At 66.8% G+C, this 20,795-nt stretch carries 21 protein-coding genes; 13 read left to right on the forward strand and 8 right to left on the reverse strand.

All coding sequences use genetic code 11. The features are described 5' to 3' along the window. The first annotated feature begins 63 nt into the window (after window positions 1-63). The 9 genes from ACMVY4_RS00325 to ACMVY4_RS00365 all read left to right on the forward strand — a co-directional run bounded on the left by ACMVY4_RS00325 (window position 64) and on the right by ACMVY4_RS00365 (window position 7,286). Window positions 64-657: a LysE family translocator gene (locus ACMVY4_RS00325; protein WP_416898224.1), complete on the forward strand. Its 594-nt coding sequence runs from the start codon at window positions 64-66 to the stop codon at window positions 655-657. Between the two features lie 83 nt (window positions 658-740). Next, on the forward strand, window positions 741-1,763 hold the full coding sequence (locus tag ACMVY4_RS00330; RefSeq protein WP_416898225.1) for an ABC transporter ATP-binding protein: 1,023 nt from the start codon (window positions 741-743) through the stop codon (window positions 1,761-1,763). 87 nt (window positions 1,764-1,850) lie between these two features. Beyond that, the gene (locus ACMVY4_RS00335; protein ID WP_416898226.1) at window positions 1,851-2,066 is read left to right on the forward strand and encodes a twin-arginine translocase TatA/TatE family subunit; all 216 of its coding nucleotides are present in this window, start codon (window positions 1,851-1,853) and stop codon (window positions 2,064-2,066) included. 47 nt (window positions 2,067-2,113) lie between these two features. Further along, window positions 2,114-2,611, forward strand: a complete 498-nt coding sequence (gene tatB / locus ACMVY4_RS00340) for a Sec-independent protein translocase protein TatB (RefSeq protein ID WP_416898227.1) — start codon at window positions 2,114-2,116, stop codon at window positions 2,609-2,611. Then, a complete protein-coding gene (gene tatC, locus ACMVY4_RS00345) occupies window positions 2,611-3,438 on the forward strand; it encodes a twin-arginine translocase subunit TatC (RefSeq protein ID WP_416898228.1) in 828 nt (275 codons plus the stop codon). The genes tatB and tatC overlap by 1 nt, the downstream gene beginning before the upstream one ends. 91 nt (window positions 3,439-3,529) lie before the next feature. Continuing rightward, on the forward strand, window positions 3,530-4,816 hold the full coding sequence (gene serS, locus ACMVY4_RS00350; RefSeq protein ID WP_416898229.1) for a serine--tRNA ligase: 1,287 nt from the start codon (window positions 3,530-3,532) through the stop codon (window positions 4,814-4,816). A 3-nt stretch (window positions 4,817-4,819) separates the two neighbouring features. Then, on the forward strand, window positions 4,820-5,575 hold the full coding sequence (gene surE, locus ACMVY4_RS00355; RefSeq protein ID WP_416898230.1) for a 5'/3'-nucleotidase SurE: 756 nt from the start codon (window positions 4,820-4,822) through the stop codon (window positions 5,573-5,575). Between the two features lie 9 nt (window positions 5,576-5,584). Then, entirely contained in the window at window positions 5,585-6,229 is a 645-nt protein-coding gene (locus tag ACMVY4_RS00360; RefSeq protein WP_416898231.1) for a protein-L-isoaspartate(D-aspartate) O-methyltransferase, read from the forward strand. Between the two features lie 136 nt (window positions 6,230-6,365). Then, window positions 6,366-7,286, forward strand: a complete 921-nt coding sequence (locus tag ACMVY4_RS00365) for a peptidoglycan DD-metalloendopeptidase family protein (RefSeq protein WP_416898232.1) — start codon at window positions 6,366-6,368, stop codon at window positions 7,284-7,286. Here the strand turns inward: ACMVY4_RS00365 and ACMVY4_RS00370 are convergent. The 3 genes from ACMVY4_RS00370 to ACMVY4_RS00380 all read right to left on the reverse strand — a co-directional run bounded on the left by ACMVY4_RS00370 (window position 7,189) and on the right by ACMVY4_RS00380 (window position 10,612). Then, window positions 7,189-7,770: a MarR family winged helix-turn-helix transcriptional regulator gene (locus ACMVY4_RS00370; RefSeq protein ID WP_416898233.1), complete on the reverse strand. Its 582-nt coding sequence runs from the start codon at window positions 7,768-7,770 to the stop codon at window positions 7,189-7,191. The two genes, ACMVY4_RS00365 and ACMVY4_RS00370, sit on opposite strands and share 98 nt — an antisense overlap. A 21-nt stretch (window positions 7,771-7,791) precedes the next feature. After that, on the reverse strand, window positions 7,792-9,189 hold the full coding sequence (locus tag ACMVY4_RS00375) for a sensor histidine kinase (protein WP_416898234.1): 1,398 nt from the start codon (window positions 9,187-9,189) through the stop codon (window positions 7,792-7,794). Between the two features lie 61 nt (window positions 9,190-9,250). Further along, window positions 9,251-10,612 (reverse strand): sensor histidine kinase, encoded by a 1,362-nt coding sequence (locus ACMVY4_RS00380; RefSeq protein WP_416898235.1) that lies wholly within the window; start codon window positions 10,610-10,612, stop codon window positions 9,251-9,253. A gap of 396 nt (window positions 10,613-11,008) precedes the next feature. Between ACMVY4_RS00380 and ACMVY4_RS00385 the strand changes: the two genes are divergently transcribed. The 3 genes from ACMVY4_RS00385 (at window position 11,009) to ACMVY4_RS00395 (ending at window position 14,402) form a co-directional block, all read left to right on the forward strand. Further along, entirely contained in the window at window positions 11,009-12,406 is a 1,398-nt protein-coding gene (locus ACMVY4_RS00385) for an AMP-binding protein (protein ID WP_416898236.1), read from the forward strand. A gap of 107 nt (window positions 12,407-12,513) precedes the next feature. Beyond that, window positions 12,514-13,533: a DMT family transporter gene (locus ACMVY4_RS00390; protein ID WP_416898237.1), complete on the forward strand. Its 1,020-nt coding sequence runs from the start codon at window positions 12,514-12,516 to the stop codon at window positions 13,531-13,533. 107 nt (window positions 13,534-13,640) lie between these two features. Next, complete coding sequence (locus ACMVY4_RS00395; RefSeq protein WP_416898238.1) at window positions 13,641-14,402, forward strand: 3-hydroxyacyl-CoA dehydrogenase; 762 nt, start codon at window positions 13,641-13,643, stop codon at window positions 14,400-14,402. 58 nt (window positions 14,403-14,460) lie between these two features. Here the strand turns inward: ACMVY4_RS00395 and ACMVY4_RS00400 are convergent, their stop codons facing one another. Then, window positions 14,461-15,975 carry a malonate--CoA ligase gene (locus ACMVY4_RS00400; protein WP_416898239.1) on the reverse strand — a complete coding sequence of 505 codons (1,515 nt, stop codon included), beginning with the start codon at window positions 15,973-15,975 and terminating at the stop codon, window positions 14,461-14,463. 68 nt (window positions 15,976-16,043) lie between these two features. Further along, window positions 16,044-16,937: a PhzF family phenazine biosynthesis protein gene (locus ACMVY4_RS00405; protein ID WP_416898240.1), complete on the reverse strand. Its 894-nt coding sequence runs from the start codon at window positions 16,935-16,937 to the stop codon at window positions 16,044-16,046. Window positions 16,938-17,062: 125 nt separating this feature from the next. Here ACMVY4_RS00405 and ACMVY4_RS00410 point away from each other — a divergent pair, with 125 nt between their 5' ends. Continuing rightward, window positions 17,063-18,103 (forward strand): LLM class F420-dependent oxidoreductase, encoded by a 1,041-nt coding sequence (locus ACMVY4_RS00410; RefSeq protein ID WP_416898241.1) that lies wholly within the window; start codon window positions 17,063-17,065, stop codon window positions 18,101-18,103. A 157-nt stretch (window positions 18,104-18,260) separates the two neighbouring features. On the opposite strand, the gene ACMVY4_RS00415 is transcribed toward ACMVY4_RS00410, so the two are convergent. The 3 genes from ACMVY4_RS00415 to ACMVY4_RS00425 all read right to left on the reverse strand — a co-directional run bounded on the left by ACMVY4_RS00415 (window position 18,261) and on the right by ACMVY4_RS00425 (window position 20,756). Further along, entirely contained in the window at window positions 18,261-18,884 is a 624-nt protein-coding gene (locus tag ACMVY4_RS00415; RefSeq protein ID WP_416898242.1) for a glutathione S-transferase family protein, read from the reverse strand. A 74-nt stretch (window positions 18,885-18,958) separates the two neighbouring features. Further along, window positions 18,959-19,816: a crotonase/enoyl-CoA hydratase family protein gene (locus ACMVY4_RS00420; RefSeq protein ID WP_416898243.1), complete on the reverse strand. Its 858-nt coding sequence runs from the start codon at window positions 19,814-19,816 to the stop codon at window positions 18,959-18,961. 103 nt (window positions 19,817-19,919) lie between these two features. Then, a complete protein-coding gene (locus ACMVY4_RS00425) occupies window positions 19,920-20,756 on the reverse strand; it encodes an enoyl-CoA hydratase/isomerase family protein (RefSeq protein ID WP_416898244.1) in 837 nt (278 codons plus the stop codon). Between the last annotated feature and the right edge of the window lie 39 nt (window positions 20,757-20,795).

Consider the following 20,795-nt stretch of genomic DNA (forward strand, 5'->3'; position numbering starts at 1 on the left):
TAACTCAATTGCCGCACCCGTCCCCGGCTCTAGCTTCATGCCTGCGCCAGCTTGGAGCCGGGCATGTCGGATACCTTCATATCGCTTCTGATCTTCGCCGCTGTGGCAACCCTGACACCCGGCGGCGCGACCACGCTCGCAACCGCATCCGGCGTCCAGTTCGGGTACTGGCGGAGCCTGCCGCTGCTCGCCGGCAATGCCGGGGGACTTGCGATACTTTGCGCCACGGCCGGGGCAGGCCTGGGCGCATTGCTTCTGGCGGTTCCGGAACTGACCCTGGCGATGCGGGTTGCCGGTTCGGCCTATCTGCTCTGGCTGGCCTGGCGGATCGGCAGCGCGGGACCGCCCTCGTCCGGCGGCAGGACCGAGCCGATGGGCGTCCTGACCGGCTTGCTGCTGCTGGTCGTGAACCCCAAGGCCTGGACCATGGCGCTCGGCGGCGCGGCGTCATTCGCCACGCTGGCCGCCAGCCCCGCCGAGCTCGCGCTGATCCTCGGCGGCGTGTTCGGATTGTCGGGGATCACGGCGCTGTCGCTCTGGTGCGCAGGCGGAACGCTGCTGGGCAAGGTCATCCGCAGCGACCGGCAGTGGCGCGCGGCGAATGTCACGCTCGGCCTGCTGCTCGCGCTGTCGGTGGTTCCGATCTGGATGGGTTGAACGGGCCGGCCTCAAGCGAGCGTTTGCGCTGACCGCGGTTCCACACTAACAAGCGGTCATGACCTTTCCGCCGGGCGCCTGACTTGACCAGACTCCGCTTCACCGACGTCACGCACAGGTTCGGCGACGTGAAGGCCGTCGACGGCCTCACGCTCGAGATTGGCGAAGGCGAGATCCTCTGTCTTCTCGGACCGTCGGGCTGCGGCAAGACCACCAGCCTGCGCCTCGCCGCCGGGTTGGAGGATCTGCAGGCCGGCTCCATCGGCATTGACGGCGTGACCGTGGCCGAACCGGGACGGTCGGCGCCGCCCGAAGCCCGGCGCATCGGGATGGTCTTCCAGGATTACGCCCTGTTCCCGCACCTGTCGGTCACCGAGAATGTCGGTTTCGGCCTGAAGAGCGCCGCCGCATCGGAGCGCAAGCGCCGGGTCGAGACCGTGCTCGCCCGCGTCGGGCTGCCGGGCATCGGCGCCAAGTACCCGCATCAGCTCTCCGGCGGCGAGCAGCAACGCATTGCGCTGGCCCGCGCGCTGGCCCCGGAGCCCGGACTGATGCTGATGGACGAACCCTTCGCCAATCTGGACGTCACCCTGCGCAACGCGGTCCGCGACGAAACGCTGTCGGTGCTGAAACAGGCCGGTGCATCGGTGCTGCTGGTGACCCACGATCCCGAGGAAGCCATGCGGATGGCCGACCGGATCGCGGTGATGCAGGCGGGCCGGATCGTGCAGATCGGCACGCCGGAAGACGTCTATCTGAAGCCCGCAAACCTGTTCATGGCCCGCTTCTTCGGCGTCGTGAACGAATTGACAGGCGAGGTGAAGGACGGCGCCGTCTCCACCGTGCTGGGCCGCTTTCCCGCCGATGCGCCGGATGGCGGGGCGACCGTCGTGATCCGGCCGGAGGCCATGGACATCGACATCACCGGCAGCACCTGCCGTATCGAGGAGACACGCTTGGTCGGCGCCTACTGGCGGGTGGTTGCGACGGGGCCCGACGGCGAGGCGCTGAGATTGCGGACGGCCGCACGGCCTCCGGCCGCGGGCGCAAGCGTTTCGGTCACGATTGATCCCGAACGCATGATTCTTTTTCCCGTAAGCCCCTGATCCTCTATAAGGGGCCGAAAGGCCCTGGTGGAACCGGCGCTCATGCGTCAGGTCCCGCCGCCAACACATGACGAGCGGAGAAATTCAATGGGTTCATTCAGCATCTGGCACTGGCTGATCGTTCTGGTGGTCGTGCTGGTCCTGTTCGGCGGACGCGGCAAGATCTCCAGCCTGATGGGCGATGTCGGCAAGGGCATCAAGAGCTTCCGCAGCGGCCTCAAGGAAGGCGAGGCCAAGGAAGGCGAGGAAACCAAGGATAACGCGCGGGTGTCCGACGAGCAGGACAAGGCGAGCAAGGCCTGATCCTCTTCCCACCCTTCGTCCTTTCCCCTTCCTGACGGGCAGGTCCCATGCTCGACCTCGGCTGGTCCGAACTGCTGGTGGTGGCGGTCCTGACGGTCCTGATCTTCGGACCCAAGGAACTGCCGACCGTGCTGCGCACGGTGACCCAGTTCGTCAACAAGGCCCGCGGCATGGCGCGCGACTTCCAGCGCACCATGGACGACGTCGCACGCGAGGCCGAACTCGACAAGCTGAAGGATGAGGTCAAGGACGCGACCAACGCCAACTCGATGCTGGATCCGACCGGCACCGAGAACAACATGTTCGACAACCTCTTCGACGATGACGAGGAAGTCGACGGCACGCCGGTAAACCGCAAGTCGACAGCCCCCGTTCCGGGCTTCGACAGCGCAAAGGACAAGAAGCCGGCAGAAGGCCCCGCCTCCGAACCGCCGGCGCCCGAGGCGCAGGCCGAGCCGGGTGACGCGCCCTCACCGGGGCAGGCCCCTGCGCCGGAAGCCGGCGGCGAAGCAGCGCCGGCCGAACAGAAGAAGGCCAGCGGCTGATGTCGGACGCGATCAACGGGCCCGACGGCAACGACGCCTATGACGAGGTCGAGGACAAGAAGCAGCCGCTGCTCTCCCACCTGGTCGAGCTCCGCAACCGCCTGCTCTACGCCGTGGCCGCGATCTTCGTCGCCTTCATCATCTGCTTCTATTTCGCCGAGGGGATCTACGGCTTCCTGATGGCGCCGCTGGCGGATCTGATCGGGCAGGATCAGGGCCGGCGGATGATCTTCACCGCGCTGCACGAGGCCTTCTTCACCTACATCAAGGTCGCCTTCTGGGCCGCCTTCATGCTGGCGTTCCCGATCATCGCCTCGCAGGTCTACATGTTCGTGGCGCCGGGTCTCTACCAGAACGAGAAAAAGGCCTTCGCGCCCTTCCTGATCGCGACGCCCATCCTGTTCCTGATCGGCGGCGCCATGGTCTATTACCTGGTCATGCCGATGGCCTGGCAGTTCTTCCTGTCGTTCGAGGCGCCGGCCGTCGGCAGCGAGAGCCTCGCCATCCAGTTGGAGCCGAAGGTCAACGAATACCTGTCGCTGGTGATGAAGCTGATCTTCGCTTTCGGCCTCTGCTTCCAGCTGCCGGTGCTGCTGACGCTGCTGGCGCGGGTGGGCATCGCCTCGGCGCAGGGCATGCGGGACAAGCGGAAATACGCCATTGTCGGCGTCTTCGTCGTCGCCGCGATCATCACGCCGCCGGATCCGATCAGCCAGATCACCCTCGCTATACCGATCATCCTGCTCTACGAGATATCGATCTTCTGCGCCGTCTATGTCGAGCGGAAGCGCGATCAGGAACAGGCCAAGGCCGACGCCGCCGGCTGACGCACCTGCCCCTTGCGGCAGATGTGGACGGCGAGTTTGACGGGTCCTATAACGCCCGCGTCTTTCCATCCCTAAATCGGCAGACGATCCCATGCATGACATCCGCTGGATTCGCGACAACCCGGAAGCCTTCGACCGCGGCATGGACGCCCGCGGCCAGTCCGTGCGCGCGGCGGAGCTGTCCTCGCTCTACGAGGCCCGTCTGGCCGTGCAGCAGCAGCTTCAGGAGAAGCAGGCGGAGCGCAACGCCACCGCCAAGCTGATCGGCAAGGCGAAGGCGCAGGGCGACGAGGCCGAGGCCCAGCGCCTGATGCAGGCCACCGCCGACCTGAAGGCCGATGTGCAGCGTCTTGAAGAGGAAGACCGGGCTAAGGAAGCCGAGCTGGACGATGTGCTGGCCGGGATTCCGAACATCCCGATGGACGACGTGCCGGTCGGCGCCGACGAGAGCGCCAATGTGCTGATCCGCCAGCACGGCGAACCGCCGGCCTTCGGTTTCGAACCGAAGGAGCATTTCGAGATCGGCGAGGCGCTGGGCATGATGAATTTCGACGCCGCGACGGCGATGTCCGGATCGCGCTTCGTGGTCATGCGCGGCCAGCTGGCGCGCCTGGAACGGGCGCTGGCCAACTTCTTCATCGACACCCAGACCGAGGAATTCGGCTTCACCGAGATCATCCCGCCCCTGCTGGTGCGCGATCAGGCGGTCTTCGGGACCGGCCAGCTGCCGAAATTCTCCGAGGACCTGTTCCACACCGACAATGGCTACTGGCTGATCCCGACCTCGGAAGTGCCGCTGACCAACCTTGTGCGCGAACAGATCGTCGATGCCGGCGACCTGCCGATGCGGGTGACGGCGATGACGCCCTGCTTCCGCTCGGAAGCCGGCGCGGCGGGCCGCGACACCCGCGGCATGATCCGCATGCACCAGTTCACCAAGGTGGAGATGGTCTGCATCACCGCCGACGATCAGTCGGAGGCGGAGCTGGAGCGCATGACCGGCTGCGCCGAGAAGCTGTTGCAGAAGCTCGGCCTCGCCTATCAGGTGATGATGCTTTCGTCGGGAGACATGGGCGCAGGCGCGCGGAAGACCTATGATCTGGAGGTCTGGCTGCCGGGGCAGAACCGCTACCGCGAGATCTCGTCCTGCTCCAACTGCTGGGACTATCAGGCGCGGCGCATGAACGCGCGCTACCGCCCCGAAGGCGAGAAGCGGACCCGCTTCGTGCATACGCTGAACGGCTCGGGCCTGGCGGTGGGCCGCGCGCTGATCGCCGTTCTGGAAAACTACCAGGAGGCCGACGGCAGCGTCCGCGTGCCAGAGGTGCTCGTCCCCTACATGGGCGGGCTCGAGGTCATCGGCGGAAAGGCGGCCTGATCCATGCGTATCCTGATCTGCAATGACGATGGCGTCGAAGCGCCCGGCATCAAGGTGCTGGAGAAGGTCGCGCGCGAACTCTCCGACGATGTCTGGATCGTCGCGCCGGCCGCCGAGCAGAGCGGCGCCGGCCGCTCGCTCAGCCTGACGCAGCCGCTTCGGCTGAATGAGCTCGGCGACCGCCGCTACTCCGTCGTGGGCACGCCCACCGACTGCGTGATGATGGCGCTGCGGAAGGTGCTGGACAGCAAGCCGGATCTCTTGCTCTCGGGCGTCAACCGCGGCGCCAACATCGCCGAGGACATCACCTATTCCGGCACCATCGCCGCGGCCATGGAAGGCACCCTGCTGGGCGTTCCGTCGATCGCGCTCAGCCAGGTCGGCGCGCACGGCCAGGTCATCAAGTGGCAGACCGCCGAGGACTGGGCGCCGAAGGTGATCCGCCGCCTGATCGACACCGGCTGGGCGAAGGACGTGCTGATGAACGTCAACTTCCCCGATGTCGAGCCTGACGAGGTGAACGGCATCCACGCGGTTCCGCACGGCCGCCGCGACCAGTCGGACGTGACGGTCGACGAACGCATCGACGGCCGCAACATTCCCTATTTCTGGCTGGGCCTCCGCCGGCAACGCTCCATGCCGCCGCCGGGCACGGATATCGGCACGATCTGGCGCGGCGGCATCTCCGTCACCCCGATCAGCCTCAACTTCACCGATGCGAAGGCGCTGCAGGCCGCGGGCGAGATATTCGCCGATTGATGACGCCCCATGCCTGATATCGACCGCAAGATCCGGCTGCTGATGCAGCTTCGGCGGGAGGGCATTACGGACACGGCGGTGCTGCGCGCGATCGAGACCGTGCCGCGGGAGCGTTTCGTGCCCGAGGCGCTCAGGACGCAGGCCTATGACAACCTGCCGCTGCCCATCAAGCAGGGCCAGACCATCAGTCAGCCCTATGTCGTCGCCTTCATGACCGAGAAGCTGGCGCTGAAGGAGCGGATGAAGGTGCTGGAGATCGGCACGGGTTCCGGCTACCAGGCCGCGGTGCTGGCGCAGATATGCCGGCGCGTCTACACCATCGAACGCCATCGCGGGCTCTATCTGGATTCGCGGAAGATGTTCGACGAGCTGGGCCTTCACAGCATCGTCACCCTGCACGGCGACGGCATGAAGGGCTGGCCGCAGCAGGCGCCGTTCGACCGCATCATCGTGACAGCCGCCGCCTTCGGACAGGTGCCCGACGCGCTGACCGAACAGCTGGCGCCAGGCGGTCTGATGCTGATTCCGGTAGGCGACAGCAGCGGCCAGCAGATCGTCCGGGTGACCCGCCACGAGGACGGTACGATCGGGAAGGAGAATATCCTCCCCGTGCGTTTCGTGCCGCTGGTCTCCGGCATGCCCTCGGGCAGTTGAACGGGCGGCCCGGCAGGCGATTCACAGGGACTTCAAGCTCGGCTAGGTTCACGCCATGCGGATTCGGTATCTGGCAGCGTTGGTTCTCCTGCTATCCGCGGCCTGCGGCGGCTCGGGGCCGTCGGGACCGCCCACGGTGCACGACGCCAACAGCACGCAGGGCGGCACGGTCCGTGTCGAGAGCGGAGAAGACCTGTCCGACGTCGCCCGTCGTGCCGGCGTCTCGGTCCGGGATCTGGTGTCCGCAAACGAGCTGCAACCGCCCTACGATCTCCGTCCCGGTCAGCGGCTGTTCGTTCCCAGCCTGCGCCTGCACCGCGTGGTGCGGGGCGAATTGATCTCGGTCATTTCGGAGGCCTACGGCGTCGGGCGCTACGACCTGGCGCGCCTGAACGGCATCGGCCCGCCCTACCGCGTCTTTCCGCGCCAGATCCTGAAAATTCCGGGCGGCAGCCGCGCCCCTGCCGCGACTCAGGTCGCGCGGGTCCGGACGCCGCCGCCGCTGCCCCCGGAACGGCCACGCGATACAGCCGCCTCCGCCTCACCGCCTCGGGCCACCGCTGGACCGCCGCCCGCGACCGCCAAGGCGCCACCGGCGGCAACGCCACGGCGCGCGGCAGTCAGGCCGGCGCCCGGACCGACCGCGCCGCCTGTCCGGGCCGGCGCCATGGTCTGGCCGGTCGGCGGCCGGGTTGTATCGGGTTTCGGACCCAAGCAGGGCGGCCTGCACAATGACGGCGTCAACATCATCGCACCGGAAGGCCGCGAGGTCGGCGCTGCCGGCGCCGGCACGGTGGTCTACGCGGGCAACGAGGTGCGAAGCTTCGGCAATCTGGTGCTGATCCGCCATGCGGGCGGCCTTACCACGGCCTATGCGCATCTCGGCGAAATCGCCGTTCGCAAGGGCCAGAAGGTCACGCGCGGCGAGCGGATCGGAACCGTCGGCCGCAGCGGCGGCGTCAATCCCGCTCAGCTCCACTTCGAGGTGCGGCGAGGCCGGAAGGCACTGGATCCCGTTGCCGAGCTGGGTCCGCTCCCGCCAACCCGGCCGTCATAGGCCGTTCGACCGCGGACACGTCCGGTCCCTCGCCGAGAACGCGCTCGAAGATGGCCTGGAGCCGGCTCATGGCCGAATCCAGCGCCTCGAGTTCGCTGTCGCTGAACTGCGAGATCATCTCGCGCTGCCGGCTCTGCGCCTGCGGCATGGTCTGGTCGTACACCCGCTGCCCGCCATCGCTGAGGCTGAGGCGGCGCTTGCGGGAGTCCTGCTCATCGGGCCGGTCGGCAATCAGGCGCTTGCGCGAGAGCGTGCTCTTGACCCGGCTGATGACGGCCTTGTCCATCAGGGTCCGGTTGGCGATCTCGCTGGGTGACAGGGGGCCGAAAAAGCCGAGGGTGGCGATGATGCGCCATTCCGCCAGCGACAGGCCGCTGCGCTGCTCGTGCCAGTGCGCGCCGGCCCGGTTGGCCAGCTGCGCCAGGACATTCAGGCGGAAGGTCAGAAAGGCGGAAAGCGGAATGTCGTTGTCATGGTGCGGCATTCATTCATCGTCCGGCGGTCATCAGGCGGCAACATCGAGGTCGTCCTTCAAGGCAGCCTCGGTCGGCCCGGCAGGCAAACGCAGCCTGACCGTCGTGCCCATGCCTGGTGTGGTGTCAAACTCCAGTCGCCCTTGGTAACTTGCTACGAGATCGCGGCAAAAGGAAAGACCCAGCCCCGTCCCGGTCTCGCCCAGCGTACCTTCGGCTGTGAAGAGATTGGCCGGATCCTCGATCCGGCGCAACACATCCTGGCTCATACCTATACCGCAATCACGTACGACAGCTATGATCTCCTCGCCGTCGCGCCGGGCCGATATGCTGACCTGTTCGCCGCCCGGCGAGAACTTCAGCGCATTGCTCAACAGGTTGCGGAGGATGGTTTCCAGCCCGCCCGCCTCGGCCACGGCGGTGATGCCCGGTTCGCATTCCGTCGCGAGCGAGATGTCCTTCTCGCGGAAGCTCTCGCGCAGCGGCGCGCATGCCGCCTCGATCGCCTGGTCCAGTTGCACCGGCTCGAGCGTGGCGCCGCTCAACTGGTTGCGTCCCCAATACAGCAGGCTCTCGACCAGCGAGAGCGCCTGGGTCGCCGCCGTATGCACCGTGTCAGCCATCCGTTCGACGCGTTCCGGTTCGCCCTTGCGCACGAACATCCGCAGCGCTTCGGTACCGCCGATCAGGCTGTTGAAGGGCGTTCGGAGGTCATGCGCCAGCACCGAGATGAGACGGTCGCGCTTCCGGATTTCCTTGTCGAGTTCAGAGCTCATGCGGCCCGACAGCAACGACATCGACCACAACCCGTAGACCACTGCGATCAGGTAGAGGACCGCGATCGTGGATGTCGTGGCCCCGGAATCGGTCAGATAGTCATCGAAGTCCGGACCGAAGCCGACCTTGACGCCGTAATAGGCGACCGCAGCGGAATAGACCAGAACGATGACGGCAGCCGGCCGACGGGTGCGATTGCCGATCCTTGATGGCGGAATCCAGGGCCTGAGAGAGATGAAGAGATACCAACAGGCAAGGAATCCCCAGATCGACAGTACAAGGACCCGCATCCGGTCATCTGGCTGGATCAACGTGAAATAGACGCTGGCGGACGTGATCAGCAGCATGCTGATAATCACGGGCCATATCCGGACGTTCAGCGACATGAAGGCCCGGGTACCCAGGATCGCGATGCTGAACCCCCCGATCCCCAACGTCTCGCCAATGACGATGGACAGCACATTGGGAACCCGGTCCTCTAGCGAAATCAGGAATGCGCCAATCCCGATGACGCCGAACCCGACCGACCACAGCCGCGCGGCAAGCGCAGCCGCAGCAATAGGCGGACGCCTCTGTGCCTGGATGAAATAGGACACAGAAAGATTCGCGACGAATGCCACGAAAAGAATTGTCTTTGCGTCGAGGTCGATCACGGAATGCCGCGGCTCAGGCTGAAAAGAGCCCTACCCTAGAGCTGGTCGCATTTCCCAATGGTTAAACCTGTTCCAGCGGCAGGCAGATCGTCACATCTGTACCCCGGCCCTTCAGGCTCTCGATGATGAGGCGCCCGCCCTGTGCGTCGACCAGATCGTGGCAGAAGGACAGGCCCAGACCGGTTCCGGTCTCGCCCAGCGTGCCGGCGACCGTCTCCTGCGCGCCGGGACGGCGCACCTGTTCCAGCGTGTCCGCATCCATGCCCACGCCATCGTCGCCGATGGAGAGCTCGGCCATCGCGCCCTTGCGGCCGATCCCGATCCGGATCTCCCCGCCGGGTTCGGAAAACTTGATGGCGTTGGCGAGAATGTTGCGGATCACGATCTCCACCGATGCCGCATCGCCCAGCGCGGCGACGTCCGAGCGGTCGGGCGGCGCGCATCTCAGGCTCTTGCGTTCGATGCTGGACTTCATGCTGTGATGAACGCGTCCGAAGGCGTCGGACAGGTTCACCGGCCGCAACTCGGCGCCCACCAGTTGAGAGCGCCCCCAGGTCAGCAGGCTCTCGACAAGGGTGTTGGCCTGGTGCGAGGCCCGGTGTACCTCGCCGGCGGTCTCGAGCACCTTGTTGTGGTCGCCCATGCGGGCATAGAGCTCCATGGCTTCCGTTCCCCCCAGCAGCAGGTTGAAGGGCGTCCGCAGGTCGTGCGCGAGAACCGAGATCAGGCGGTCGCGGCGGCGGACTTCGCGCCTGAGCGAGGCGCTCATCCGTCCCGTCAGCAACGACAACGTCCAGAGCGCGAAGAACATGGAGACCACGATCAACGCGGACACGGTGGCCGCCACGGCGCCCGAACTGAACAGGTTCACCTCCTCCGGCGGGCGCAGCATCCAGCGGACCGCGATGATCGCGACTGCGATACCGAAGACACCGGCGACGATCGACGCCTGAAGACCGCCACGGATTCCGCCCGCGCCAGCGGTATGCCAGGGCCGGAGCGTGACGACGAGCCACAGACACAGGGCCGATCCGGCGGCGCACATCGCCACGATGCGCATCCGTTCATCGGGCGAGACGAACCACCAGTACGCGGCGCTGAGCACCAGGCAGGATGTCACCGCGGCCGCCGGCCAGTACATGGCGCGTCTCTCGAAGAACGCGCGGAGGCCGATGATCGCGATCGCGAAGCCGCCGACGATGAAACTGTCGCCGAACAGGATCGAGATGCCGTCGGGCACCACGCTGCGCAGCGCCATGCCCAGTGAACCGAGCGAGACGCACAGGAACCCCACCGACCAGAGACGCGCGGCGCGGGCCGCCGACGGGATCGGCGACCGGCGCTGCGACCAGATGAACCACGCCGTGGCGAGGTTGGTCGCGAACGACACGAGGTGGATGGTCCTGATATCGAGTTCCAGCAAGCAGCCCTCTGATCCCGGTTTCGGTAACGGCTTAGAATTCACTGAATAATATTTGGTGAAAGGGCCCGCCGAACGCCCCTTTCCCCACCCCCAATCGGCCGAATTGTGACAACCATCGCCCGTCTTGGCCATCGGAGACGCCCGTGCAACTATCCCGGCCGCAACGGCCCATCTCTGGGGAGGGAGACGCCATGAGCCTTCACGATCACCGCATTCCGGCGCGCGAGCACTGCGTCGTCGCCCACATGCTGCGCCGGCAGGCCGCGGAGAGGCCCGACAAGGTCTTTGCCGTCTTCGAGGACGGAGAGACCTGGACCTATACCGAGACCCTGTCCCGGGTCCGCCGGGCCGGCCGCCGGGTTCCGGAAACTGGGCGTCGGACGGGGCGACCATGTCATGTCATGGCTGCCGAACGGCAAGGAAGCCGTCCTGACCTGGTTCGGACTGAACATGCTCGGCGCGGTCTATGTGCCGATCAACACCAGCTACCGCGGCGGTCTGCTGGAGCATGTCGTGGCGCTGTCGGACGCGAAGCTGATCGTGGTCCACAGCCAGCTGATGCCGCGGCTGGCCGATGTCGATCGCGCGCTGCTGACCGACGCCATCGTCGTCGGCGGCGAGGCCACCGGAATCGACGGCCTCACCAATCATCCCGCGGACGCGCTGCAGCCCGACGAGGAAGCCGAGGCCGAGGATCCCATCGAGCCCTGGGACAGCCAGTACATCATCTTCACGTCCGGCACGACCGGCCCGTCCAAGGCGGTGCTGTCCCCCTACCTGCAGGCCTACTCCATGGCCTGCGACAGCTACCACTTCCTCACCGGCGACGACCGGGTGCTGGTCAACCTGCCCCTGTTCCATGTCGGCGGCACCATCTTCGTCTATGTCATGCTGGCGCATGGCGGGTCGGTGATGATCGAGAACAGCTTCCGCACCGACGGCTTCTGGGAGTTGGTCCGCCGTAACGAGATCACCTCGACCTGTCTCGTCGGCGCCATGACGCCCTTCCTGCTGAAGCTGCCGCCGTCCAACCGCGACAGGGACCATCCGATGCGCTCCATCGTCACCATCCCGTGGAACGAGGACTCGCTGGCGCTCGGCAAGCGCTACGGCATCGACATGTACACCGGCTTCAACATGACCGAGATCTCCTCCCCCATCGTCTCGGAAGCCAACCCGGCGGCGCTCGGCACGGCCGGCAAGCAGCGGGCCGGCGTCGAGTGCCGCGTGGTGGACGAGAACGACTGCGAGGTCGCGCCGGGCGTGGTCGGCGAACTGATCGTGCGCACCGACCGGCCCTGGGCGATGAATTCGGGCTACTACAAGAACCCCGAGGCCACCGCGAAGGCCTGGCGCAATGGCTGGTTCCACACCGGCGACGGCTTCAAGTACGACGAGGACGGCAACTTCTTCTTCGTCGACCGCATCAAGGACGCCATCCGCCGCCGCGGCGAGAACATCTCCTCCTTCGAGGTCGAGAGCGAGGTGACCCAGTATCCGGCCGTGCGCGAGGCCGCCGCCATCCCGGTCCCCAGCGAGTTCAACGAGGACGAGGTGATGGTCGTGGTCGCCCCGACGCCCGGCGAGGCCATCGACGCCGAGGCCCTCTTCCGCTTCCTGGAACCGCGCATGGCGCACTTCATGCTGCCCCGCTACATCCGCATCGTCGACGACCTGCCCAAGACGCCGACGCAGAAGGTGCAGAAGGTCAACCTGAAGGCCGACGGCATCACCGCCGACACCTGGGACCGGGAGAAGGCCGGTATCAAGGTGAAGGGGGAGCGGATTGCGTGACGCCGCCGCGGCGCGCTGTCCTCAATCCCCGCATTCGCGATCTTCACGCGCCTTTAAGGGCGGGGTGCGTTATCTAGGGGGTTCGTGATCATTGTGACGAGCCCCCTTTGCTCAACCGTTTCGGAAAACTGCCGCCCAATGTGCAGGGCGCGCTCTGGCTGCTTGGCGCCGGCGTGTTCCTGTCGGCCATGGGCGTCTTCATCAAGCTGGCGAGCCAGGAACTGCACCCCTTCCAGGTCGCGTTCTTCCGCGCCTTCTTCGGCTTCCTGATCATCGCGCCCTTCGCGCTGAAGGGCGGCATCTCGGCGGTGAAGACGAAGCACCCGTTCATGCATCTCTGCCGCGGCCTGATCGGCGGCGGGGTGCTGCTGGCCATGTTCTATTCGGTGGCGCACCTGCCGCTGGCCGACGTCACCGCGCTCAGCTTCACCAAGCCGCTGTTCCTGATCCCGCTGGCGGTGCTGTTCCTGGGCGAGAAGGTGCGGCTTCGGCGGACCATCGCCACGCTGGTCGGCTTCACCGGCGTGATCGTCATGCTGCGGCCGGGCGGCGAGACCGACCCGATCGCCTTCGTGGCCCTTGGCGCGGCGGCGATGGTCGCGGTGATCACCATTTTCATCAAGGTGCTGTCGAAATACGACAAGCCCAACACGCTGGTCTTCTGGTCCAGCCTGATCCTCAGCCTGGTCGTGCTCGGCCCGGCGCTGCTGCACTGGCGCTGGCCCAGCCTGGAGGTGTTCCTGCTGATGGTGGCGCTGGCCACGGTCGGCACCATCGGCCAGTCCATGCTGATCCGCGGCTACGCCGTCGGCGAGGCCACCGCCGTGACGCCCTTCGACTACAGCCGGCTGATCTATGCCGGCGTGTTCGGCTTCCTGATGTTCGGCGAGGTCCCCGACATCTGGACCATCGCGGGCGCCCTGATCATCGTCGCATCGACCATCTACATCGCCCGCCGCGAAGCAAAGCTGAAGCCCGGCAGCCGGAGCGGGGCGGCCACGTTCGACGGACCGGCCGGCAGCAACTCTCCGGGCACGGTCCGGCACGGCTATCCCGTCGCCTCGGAGCGCTGGCCCGAGGCCGGGCCGGACGCCGCAACAAGCGAACCCGCAAGCCGTCCCACCTGAACACGCCCTGTCCCTGTGCGGGCAGGCCGCATGCGGCCAATGCGGGTTTGCGCCCTTCGCGGACATGTGATTAATGACGCCGGTTTGGTCATGCAGGGGAGATGGACATGAATCTGAAGGGTGCAGCGGTCGTCGTCACGGGCGGCGCCTCGGGTCTGGGCGGCGCCACGGCGCGCGAACTCGCGTCGGCCGGCGCGAAGGTGACGATCTTCGATCTGAACGAGGATCTGGGCAACAAGGTCGCCGGCGAGATCGGCGGCGCCTTCGCCAAGTGCAACGTCGCGGACGAAGCCTCGGCCGAAGCCGCGTTCAAGGCGGCCAGCGACGCGCACGGCCCGTGCCGGGTTCTGATCAACTGCGCCGGCATCGGCACCGCGACGAAGACGACGTCCAAGGGCACGCCGCATCCGCTGGATGCCTTCAAGCGCATCATCGACGTGAACCTGATCGGCACCTTCAACTGCATCCGTCTGGCGGCGACCGAGATGGCCGCCGGCGAGCCGGACGAGAACGGCGACCGTGGCGTCATCGTCAACACCGCGTCGGTCGCGGCCTTCGACGGCCAGATCGGCCAGGCGGCCTACTCGGCCTCCAAGGGCGGTATCGTCGGCATGACGCTGCCGATCGCGCGCGACCTGATGAATGACGGCATCCGCGTCTGCACCATCGCGCCGGGCCTGTTCATGACCCCGCTGCTGGCCAGCCTGCCGGACAACGTCAAGGACGCGCTGGCCGCCTCCGTGCCGTTCCCGAAGCGCCTCGGCGATCCGTCGGAATACGCGCACATGGCTCGCGCCATCGTCGAGAACCAGATGCTGAACGGCGAGACCATCCGCCTGGACGGCGCCATCCGCATGGCGCCGCGGTAGGGTTCACGGCATATCCGAACGAAGGCCTCCGGACCCGGTCCGGAGGCCTTTTTTTCGTTCAGGCGCCGTAGATGTCCCTGTAGGTGTCGCGGAGCACGTTCTTCTGCACCTTGCCCATCGTGTTCCGGGGCAGTTCGTCGACGAAGATGATCTTCTTCGGCCGCTTGAAGGCAGCGAGGCTCTCGCGGATCGGACCCGCGATGTCGTCCTCGGTCAGGTCGCGGCTGCCGTCGCGGACGACCACCGCCGTCACGCCCTCGCCGAAATCGGCATGCGGCACGCCGATCACCGCCGATTCCAGCACGCCGGGCAGATCGTCGATCTTCTCCTCGATCTCCTTCGGGTAGACGTTGAAGCCGCCCGAAATCACCAGGTCCTTGCCGCGGCCGACGATGGTGACGTAGCCGTCCTCGTCGATCTTGCCGAGATCGCCGGTGATGAAGAAGCCATCGGCGCGGAATTCCTCCGCGGTCTTCTCCGGCATCTGCCAGTAGCCCGAGAACACGTTCGGCCCCTTCACCTCGATGACGCCGATCTCGCCGGCGCCCAGCACCTCGCCGGTGTCGGGACTGGCGACGCGCAGTTCGACGCCGGGCAGCGGGAAACCGACCGTGCCGCCGCGGCGGTCCCCGTCATAGGGGTTGGAGGAGTTCATGTTGGTCTCGGTCATGCCATAGCGCTCCAGGATGGCGTGACCGGTCAGATCGCTGAACTGCTTGTGGGTCTCGGCCAGCAACGGCGCGGAGCCGGAGATGAAGAGCCGCATCGGCCCCGCCACCTCGCGGGTGAATGACGGCGTCGACAGCAGGCGCGTATAGAATGTCGGCACGCCCATCATCGTTGTCGCACGCGGCATCTCGCGCACCATCGCCTCGGCCTCGAACTTCGCGAAGAAGATCATGGTCGCGCCCGCCAGCAGCGAGACGTTGATGGCCACGAACAGGCCGTGGGAATGATAGATCGGCAGCGCATGCAACAGCACGTCGTCGGCGGTGAAGCGCCAGTAGTCCTTCAGCACCTCCGCATTGGACGACAGGTTCCGGTGGCTCAGCATCGCGCCCTTGGACCGGCCGGTCGTGCCGGAGGTGTAGAGGATGGCCGCCAGATCGTCCTCGCCGCGCGGGACTGCCGCGAAATCGGGCGAAGCTGTCCCGACCGCCTGCCAGAGCGTGCCGGACCCGTCGCCGGCCAGCGTCTCGAGCCGCGCGCCGTGCTTCTCCGCGATGGGTCGAAGCGCCTCGGCTTTCGACGGGTCGCCGACGAAGACGCGCGGCCGGGCATTGCCGACGAAGTAGTCGATCTCGGAGGGCGTGTAGGCCGTGTTCAGCGGCAGGAAGATCGCACCGGCGCGGACCACGCCGAGATAGAGCGCGACCGCCTCCGCCGACTTCTCCGCCTGCACCGCGACGCGGTCGCCCGGCTCCACGCCCATCGCCGCCAGAGCGCTCGCCACCTGGCCTGCTTCGGCATGCAGTTGCCGGAAGCTGATGGTGCGCCCGCCCGGCACATCGATGAAGGTCTTGTCCTCGTCCGATCGCGCACCGATCAGAAGGTCGTAGAGATGGTTGCTCACGTCGCCTGCCCCGCTGTTTCCCGCCGCCTTCTGTCCTACAGCGGCGCGCGGCGGTCAATGGCCTGACATCAGACCGTGAGAACGCCCTCCATCACCCGGACGACCTCGCCGCCGATTTGCGGACCGGAGGCGGCATCGGCGACCGCGGCGAAGATTCGGCCGTCCCGCCCCATCTCGATGCCCTGCTCGGCGACATAGGCCAGCGGCGCGGCGCCAAGCGCACCGTTCCGCGCAAGGATGGCTGCCAGGCAACCATTCGCGGACCCCGTCACCGGATCCTCCGGCACGCCCTCGGCCGGCGCGAAGGCGCGCAGCTTCACATCGACACCGGCATTGGTCGCGCCGATGGCGTAGACCGCCAGCCCGGTGATGCCGGTCTTCTTCGAAATCGCGGTGATCGCGGTCATGTCGGGCGCGAGCGCCGCCACCGCCTCGGGGCTCTTCAGACGCGCGAACATCCACGGGATTCCGGTGCTGGCGGCCTCGACAACCGGCTCGAGCAGATCGACATCCTCGCAGCCGAGCGCGGCATGCATCTGCGCCCGCGGCACGTCCAGATCGATGAATTGCGGCGGAACCTGCGTCATCGTGTAGACGGTGCGGCTGTCCTGCACTTCGATAGCGACCGGAATGATGCCCGCCTTGCACTCCTGCCGCAGCAGGTCGCAGCTCTGTCCGTAGCCGGCTTCAATCAGGCTCTGATGCACGCAGAAGGCGGCCGAGATCGTCGGATGACCGGCGAAGGGCAGTTCGCTCCGCGGCGTGAAGATGCGCGCACGGTAGTTGGCCTCGTCCGTCGTCGGCGGCAGCAGGAACACCGTCTCCGACAGGTTCATCTCGGCAGCGATCTCCTGCATGCGCTGATCGGAGATGCCGGCGGCGTCGAACACCACCGCGCAGGGGTTGCCCCTGTACGGCGCGGACGCGAACGCATCCACCTGCCAGAGCCGTCTGGTCGCCATGGTCTCACCCTCCTTTGCCGGACCGCCGCCGGAGATAGCGCGGATGCCGCCCCCGGACATTCCCCATTGCGGAAATTTCCTCTACTGTCCGCGCCAGAGACGCAACTGGCGCTGGGGAGACAACAATGGAAGTCGGGCTCATTCTGGGCACGGGCGACGCGAAATACCGTGTCGACATCGAGATGATCAAGGCGGCGGAGGCCATGGGCTTCCATTCGGTCTGGACCTCCGAGGCCTGGGGCGCCGACGCCATCACGCCGGCCGCGTGGATCCTGGGCCAGACCACGAAGATCAAGGTCGGCACCGGCATCTGCCAGATGCAGGCCCGCAGCCCGGCCCTGATGGCGACGACTTCGATGACGCTGCAGGCCATGTCCGGTGGCCGCTTCATCCTCGGCCTCGGCCCGTCCGGCCCGCAGGTGATCGAGGGCTGGCACGGCCGGCCCTACGGCAAGCCGCTGCCGCTGACCGAGGAATACGTCTCGATCATCAAGAAGGTCGTGGCTCGGCAGGAGCCGCTGACCCACGAGGGCGAGCACTACCAGATCCCCTACATGGGCCCCGGCTCGACCGGCATGGGCAAGGCACTGAAGACGGTGCTGCATCCGGAGCACGATCTGGACGTCTACTCGGCGTCGGTCTCGCCGGGCGGCATCCGCAACGCGGCCAAGGTCTGCGACGGCGTCATCCCGGTCTACATGGATCCGTCGAACTACGACTCCATCGGCACCTACATCAGCGAAGGTTTCGAGCAGGCGGGCGGCAACAAGAGCCTGGACGATTTCGACGTCTGTCCCTTCGTGACCATGTCGATGGACGACGACATCGAGAAGGCCCGCCAGCCGGTGAAGCAGAACATGGGCTTCTATATCGGCGGCATGGGCTCCCGGAAGAAGAACTACTACAAGGAATACGCGACGCGCCTCGGCTACGGGGATCAGGCGCAGGCGATCCAGGACGCCTTCTTCGAGGGCCGCAAGGCCGAGGCCTTCGCCATGGTCCCCGATCAGCTGGTCGACAAGGTCGCGCTGGTCGGCCCGGCCGGCCATATCCGCGAGCAGCTCTCCGTCTGGAAAGAAGCCGGCAAGAAGCGCCAGGTCCACGCCATGCTCTGCCGCGCCGGCTCCGTCGAGGCGATGGAAGTCCTGGCCAAGGAACTGCTGTAGGGCAACGCCTCTCGAGCCTCCCCTTGGCGGGGGGAGGCCGGCGCGCAGCGACGGGTGGGGGTCGGAGGCGCCGGTGGAAGAATGGCGAGTGCCTGAGCTGCTCCCACCCCCACCCAACCCTCCCCCTCGGAGGGGGAGGGCCTCAGATGGCGCGGTTTCATTTGTCTCCCAAATGCGTCCGCCACACGGGTCCGGCGGCGGCATCGTCGCGCACGCGTTCGATCAGGGCCGTGCAGCGGGGCAGAGTCCGTTCCCGGTCGAACCAGCCATACATCATGGCCATGTAGACATCGGCGGTGGAGAACCGCCCGCCGACCAGATGGCCATCGCGGGCCAGTTCACGCTCCAGCATCTCGAACGCCATACGCATGCGGCGATTCGCGGCCAGCCGCACGGCGTCGTGCTGACTTTCATCCGAAATCATCCGGTCCGGATAGGTCCGTTGCAGGATCAGCGTGTAGACCGAGGTCGCCAGAAAGAACACCCAGCGCAGGAACTGCGTCCACTCCACCGTCCCGGGCCGTGGCGCCACCCCGGCATCCGGAAAGGTCTCGGCCAGATGCACCAGCATGGCGCCGGATTCGGTCATCCGCGTACCGTCAGGCAGATCGAGCACCGGGATCTGTCGCCACGGATTGGTGGCCCGGAAGCTCTCCGGCAACGGCGTGCTGACCGGCAGGTCCAGCGCCTCCACCCGGAAGGGCGCCCCGTGCATGGCCAGCGCCGCCTCGACGGCGAGTCCGCCGGAGCCCTTCCGGTTGATCAGGACGTATTCCGGCATCGGCGTGCTCCAGATCCTTTCCGGTCATGCCCGGTGCCCAGGGCACCCGGGCATCCCGGGAAGGGCTTGCCGTCCTACTTGAATTCCGGCTCTTCCCACCACGGGTAGAAGTCGGGCATGTCGGTCGACGGCTTCATGGTGAAGTTCGGCGCGCGTTTTTCAAGGAAGGAACTGACGCCTTCCTGCGCATCCGCCGCCGCGCCCATGTAGACCATGCCGCGGCTGTCGACCTGATGCGCCTCGATCGGATGATCGGCCGCCAGCAGACGCCAGAACATGGCCCGGATCATCGACACCGACACGGCCGAGGAGCGTTCCATGTAGCTCTTCGCGATCGCGCGGGCGCGCGGGATCAACTCGTCGTGGGGGACCACCTCCTTGACCAGCCCGCCGGCCAGCGCCTCGTCGGCCTCGAAGACGCGGCCCGAATAGGCCCAGTCCAGCGCCTGCGAGATGCCGACCAGCCGCGGCAGGAAGTAGGAAGAGCAGGCTTCGGGCACCACGCCGCGCTGGGCGAAGACGAAGCCGAAGCGCGCCTTCTCCGAGGCGATGCGGATGTCCATCGGCAGCTGCATGGTCGAGCCGACACCGACTGCCGGGCCGTTGATGGCGCCGATCACCGGCTTCTTGCACTGGTAGATGCGCAGCGTCATCAGCCCGCCGCCGTCGCGAACCACCTCGCCCGCCGCGTAACCGCGCTTGGAATAGTCGAAGGTGCCACCGCCCCGGCTGAGGTCCGCGCCCGCGCAATAGCCGCGGCCCGCGCCGGTGAAGATGATCGCCTTCACCTCGTCGTCGGCGTCGGCCCGGTCCAGCGCATCCATCACCTCGGTCCGCATCTGCTCGGTGAAGGCGTTCAGCTTTTCAGGCCGGTTCAGGGTGATTGTCAGGATGTTGTCCTCGACGTCGTAGAGGATCTGTTCGTAGGTCATTCTGGTCTCCCGATTTGTATTGCCGTCCCCGGGCCTGACCCGGGGACCTGAGTTCGACACCACTCCGAGGCCCCCGGATCAGGTCCGGGGGCAACACACACGATCAATCCCCGCCGTTCATCGCCCGGGCCGCAGCGAGCCAGGGCGGGTCCTGCTTGGCGAGAAAGGCGCGCATGCCGGCCGGCGCCTCGGGCCGGCGCAGCAGCGCAATCAGATGGCGCGCGGCCGCGTCCAGCGTCTCGACCATCGGTTCGTCGCCGCACCGGAGCACGACATCCTTCACCGCCGCGACGGCGGCCGGATCGTTGCGGTCGATCTCGGCCAGCACCCTGGCCAGCACCGCCTCGGTCTCGGCGTCCGAGCGGGTCAGGTAGTGCGAGACGCCGAGCCGGTAGGCCTCCTCCCCGGAGATGCGCTGGCCCAGAACGGCGATGCGCCGCAACTGCCCGGCGCCCATGCGGCGGGCGATGAAGGGAATGATCTGGGAGGGAATGAACCCGACCTTTGGTTCGGGCAGCGCCAGCTTGGCATCGTCGCGAATGATGGCGACATCGGCGCAGCAGGCCATGCCGAAGCCACCGCCCGCCGCACCACCCTCGACCACGGCGATCACCGGCTTCGCCAGGCGGTCGAGATCGTGCAGCACATCGCCGAAGAAGCGGTAGGGCTGGAACATCGGGTCTTCCTCGCCCGGGCCGGGTTCGGGCGGCATGTCCTGCATGGCGTTGAGGTCGCCGCCGGCGGAGAAGTTGCCGCCGGCGCCGCGCAGGATCAGCACCCGCGCATCCGGGTCGCGCGCGACATGCCCGACGGCGTCGCCGATCTCTTCCATCATCGAATGCGTCAGCGCATTGCGCGCCTCCGGCCGGTTCAGGGTGAGCCAGGCGCGCGTGCCGCGCCGTTCGAGCCTGATCGACCGATATTCCGGATAGTCCGTCACCGGGTGTCCTCCCCGGCGCGATCATATGAAGAAATGTCC

It is taken from the genome of Minwuia sp. (genome assembly GCF_048007105.1).
Lineage (GTDB): Bacteria > Pseudomonadota > Alphaproteobacteria > Minwuiales > Minwuiaceae > Minwuia.

Bases quoted from the DNA above. Each gene is read 5' to 3' on its own strand.
- ACMVY4_RS00405 (WP_416898240.1), bottom strand. From the start codon at position 16,937: ATGGCGACCAGACGGCTCTGGCAGGTGGATGCGTTCGCGTCCGCGCCG.
- serS (WP_416898229.1), top strand. From the start codon at position 3,530: ATGCATGACATCCGCTGGATTCGCGACAACCCGGAAGCCTTCGACCGC.
- ACMVY4_RS00360 (WP_416898231.1), top strand. From the start codon at position 5,585: ATGCCTGATATCGACCGCAAGATCCGGCTGCTGATGCAGCTTCGGCGG.
- ACMVY4_RS00415 (WP_416898242.1), bottom strand. From the start codon at position 18,884: ATGCCGGAATACGTCCTGATCAACCGGAAGGGCTCCGGCGGACTCGCC.
- ACMVY4_RS00370 (WP_416898233.1), bottom strand. From the start codon at position 7,770: ATGCCGCACCATGACAACGACATTCCGCTTTCCGCCTTTCTGACCTTC.
- surE (WP_416898230.1), top strand. From the start codon at position 4,820: ATGCGTATCCTGATCTGCAATGACGATGGCGTCGAAGCGCCCGGCATC.
- ACMVY4_RS00325 (WP_416898224.1), top strand. From the start codon at position 64: ATGTCGGATACCTTCATATCGCTTCTGATCTTCGCCGCTGTGGCAACC.
- ACMVY4_RS00395 (WP_416898238.1), top strand. From the start codon at position 13,641: ATGAATCTGAAGGGTGCAGCGGTCGTCGTCACGGGCGGCGCCTCGGGT.
- ACMVY4_RS00410 (WP_416898241.1), top strand. From the start codon at position 17,063: ATGGAAGTCGGGCTCATTCTGGGCACGGGCGACGCGAAATACCGTGTC.
- ACMVY4_RS00420 (WP_416898243.1), bottom strand. From the start codon at position 19,816: ATGACCTACGAACAGATCCTCTACGACGTCGAGGACAACATCCTGACA.
- tatC (WP_416898228.1), top strand. From the start codon at position 2,611: ATGTCGGACGCGATCAACGGGCCCGACGGCAACGACGCCTATGACGAG.
- ACMVY4_RS00385 (WP_416898236.1), top strand. From the start codon at position 11,009: ATGTCATGGCTGCCGAACGGCAAGGAAGCCGTCCTGACCTGGTTCGGA.
- ACMVY4_RS00335 (WP_416898226.1), top strand. From the start codon at position 1,851: ATGGGTTCATTCAGCATCTGGCACTGGCTGATCGTTCTGGTGGTCGTG.
- tatB (WP_416898227.1), top strand. From the start codon at position 2,114: ATGCTCGACCTCGGCTGGTCCGAACTGCTGGTGGTGGCGGTCCTGACG.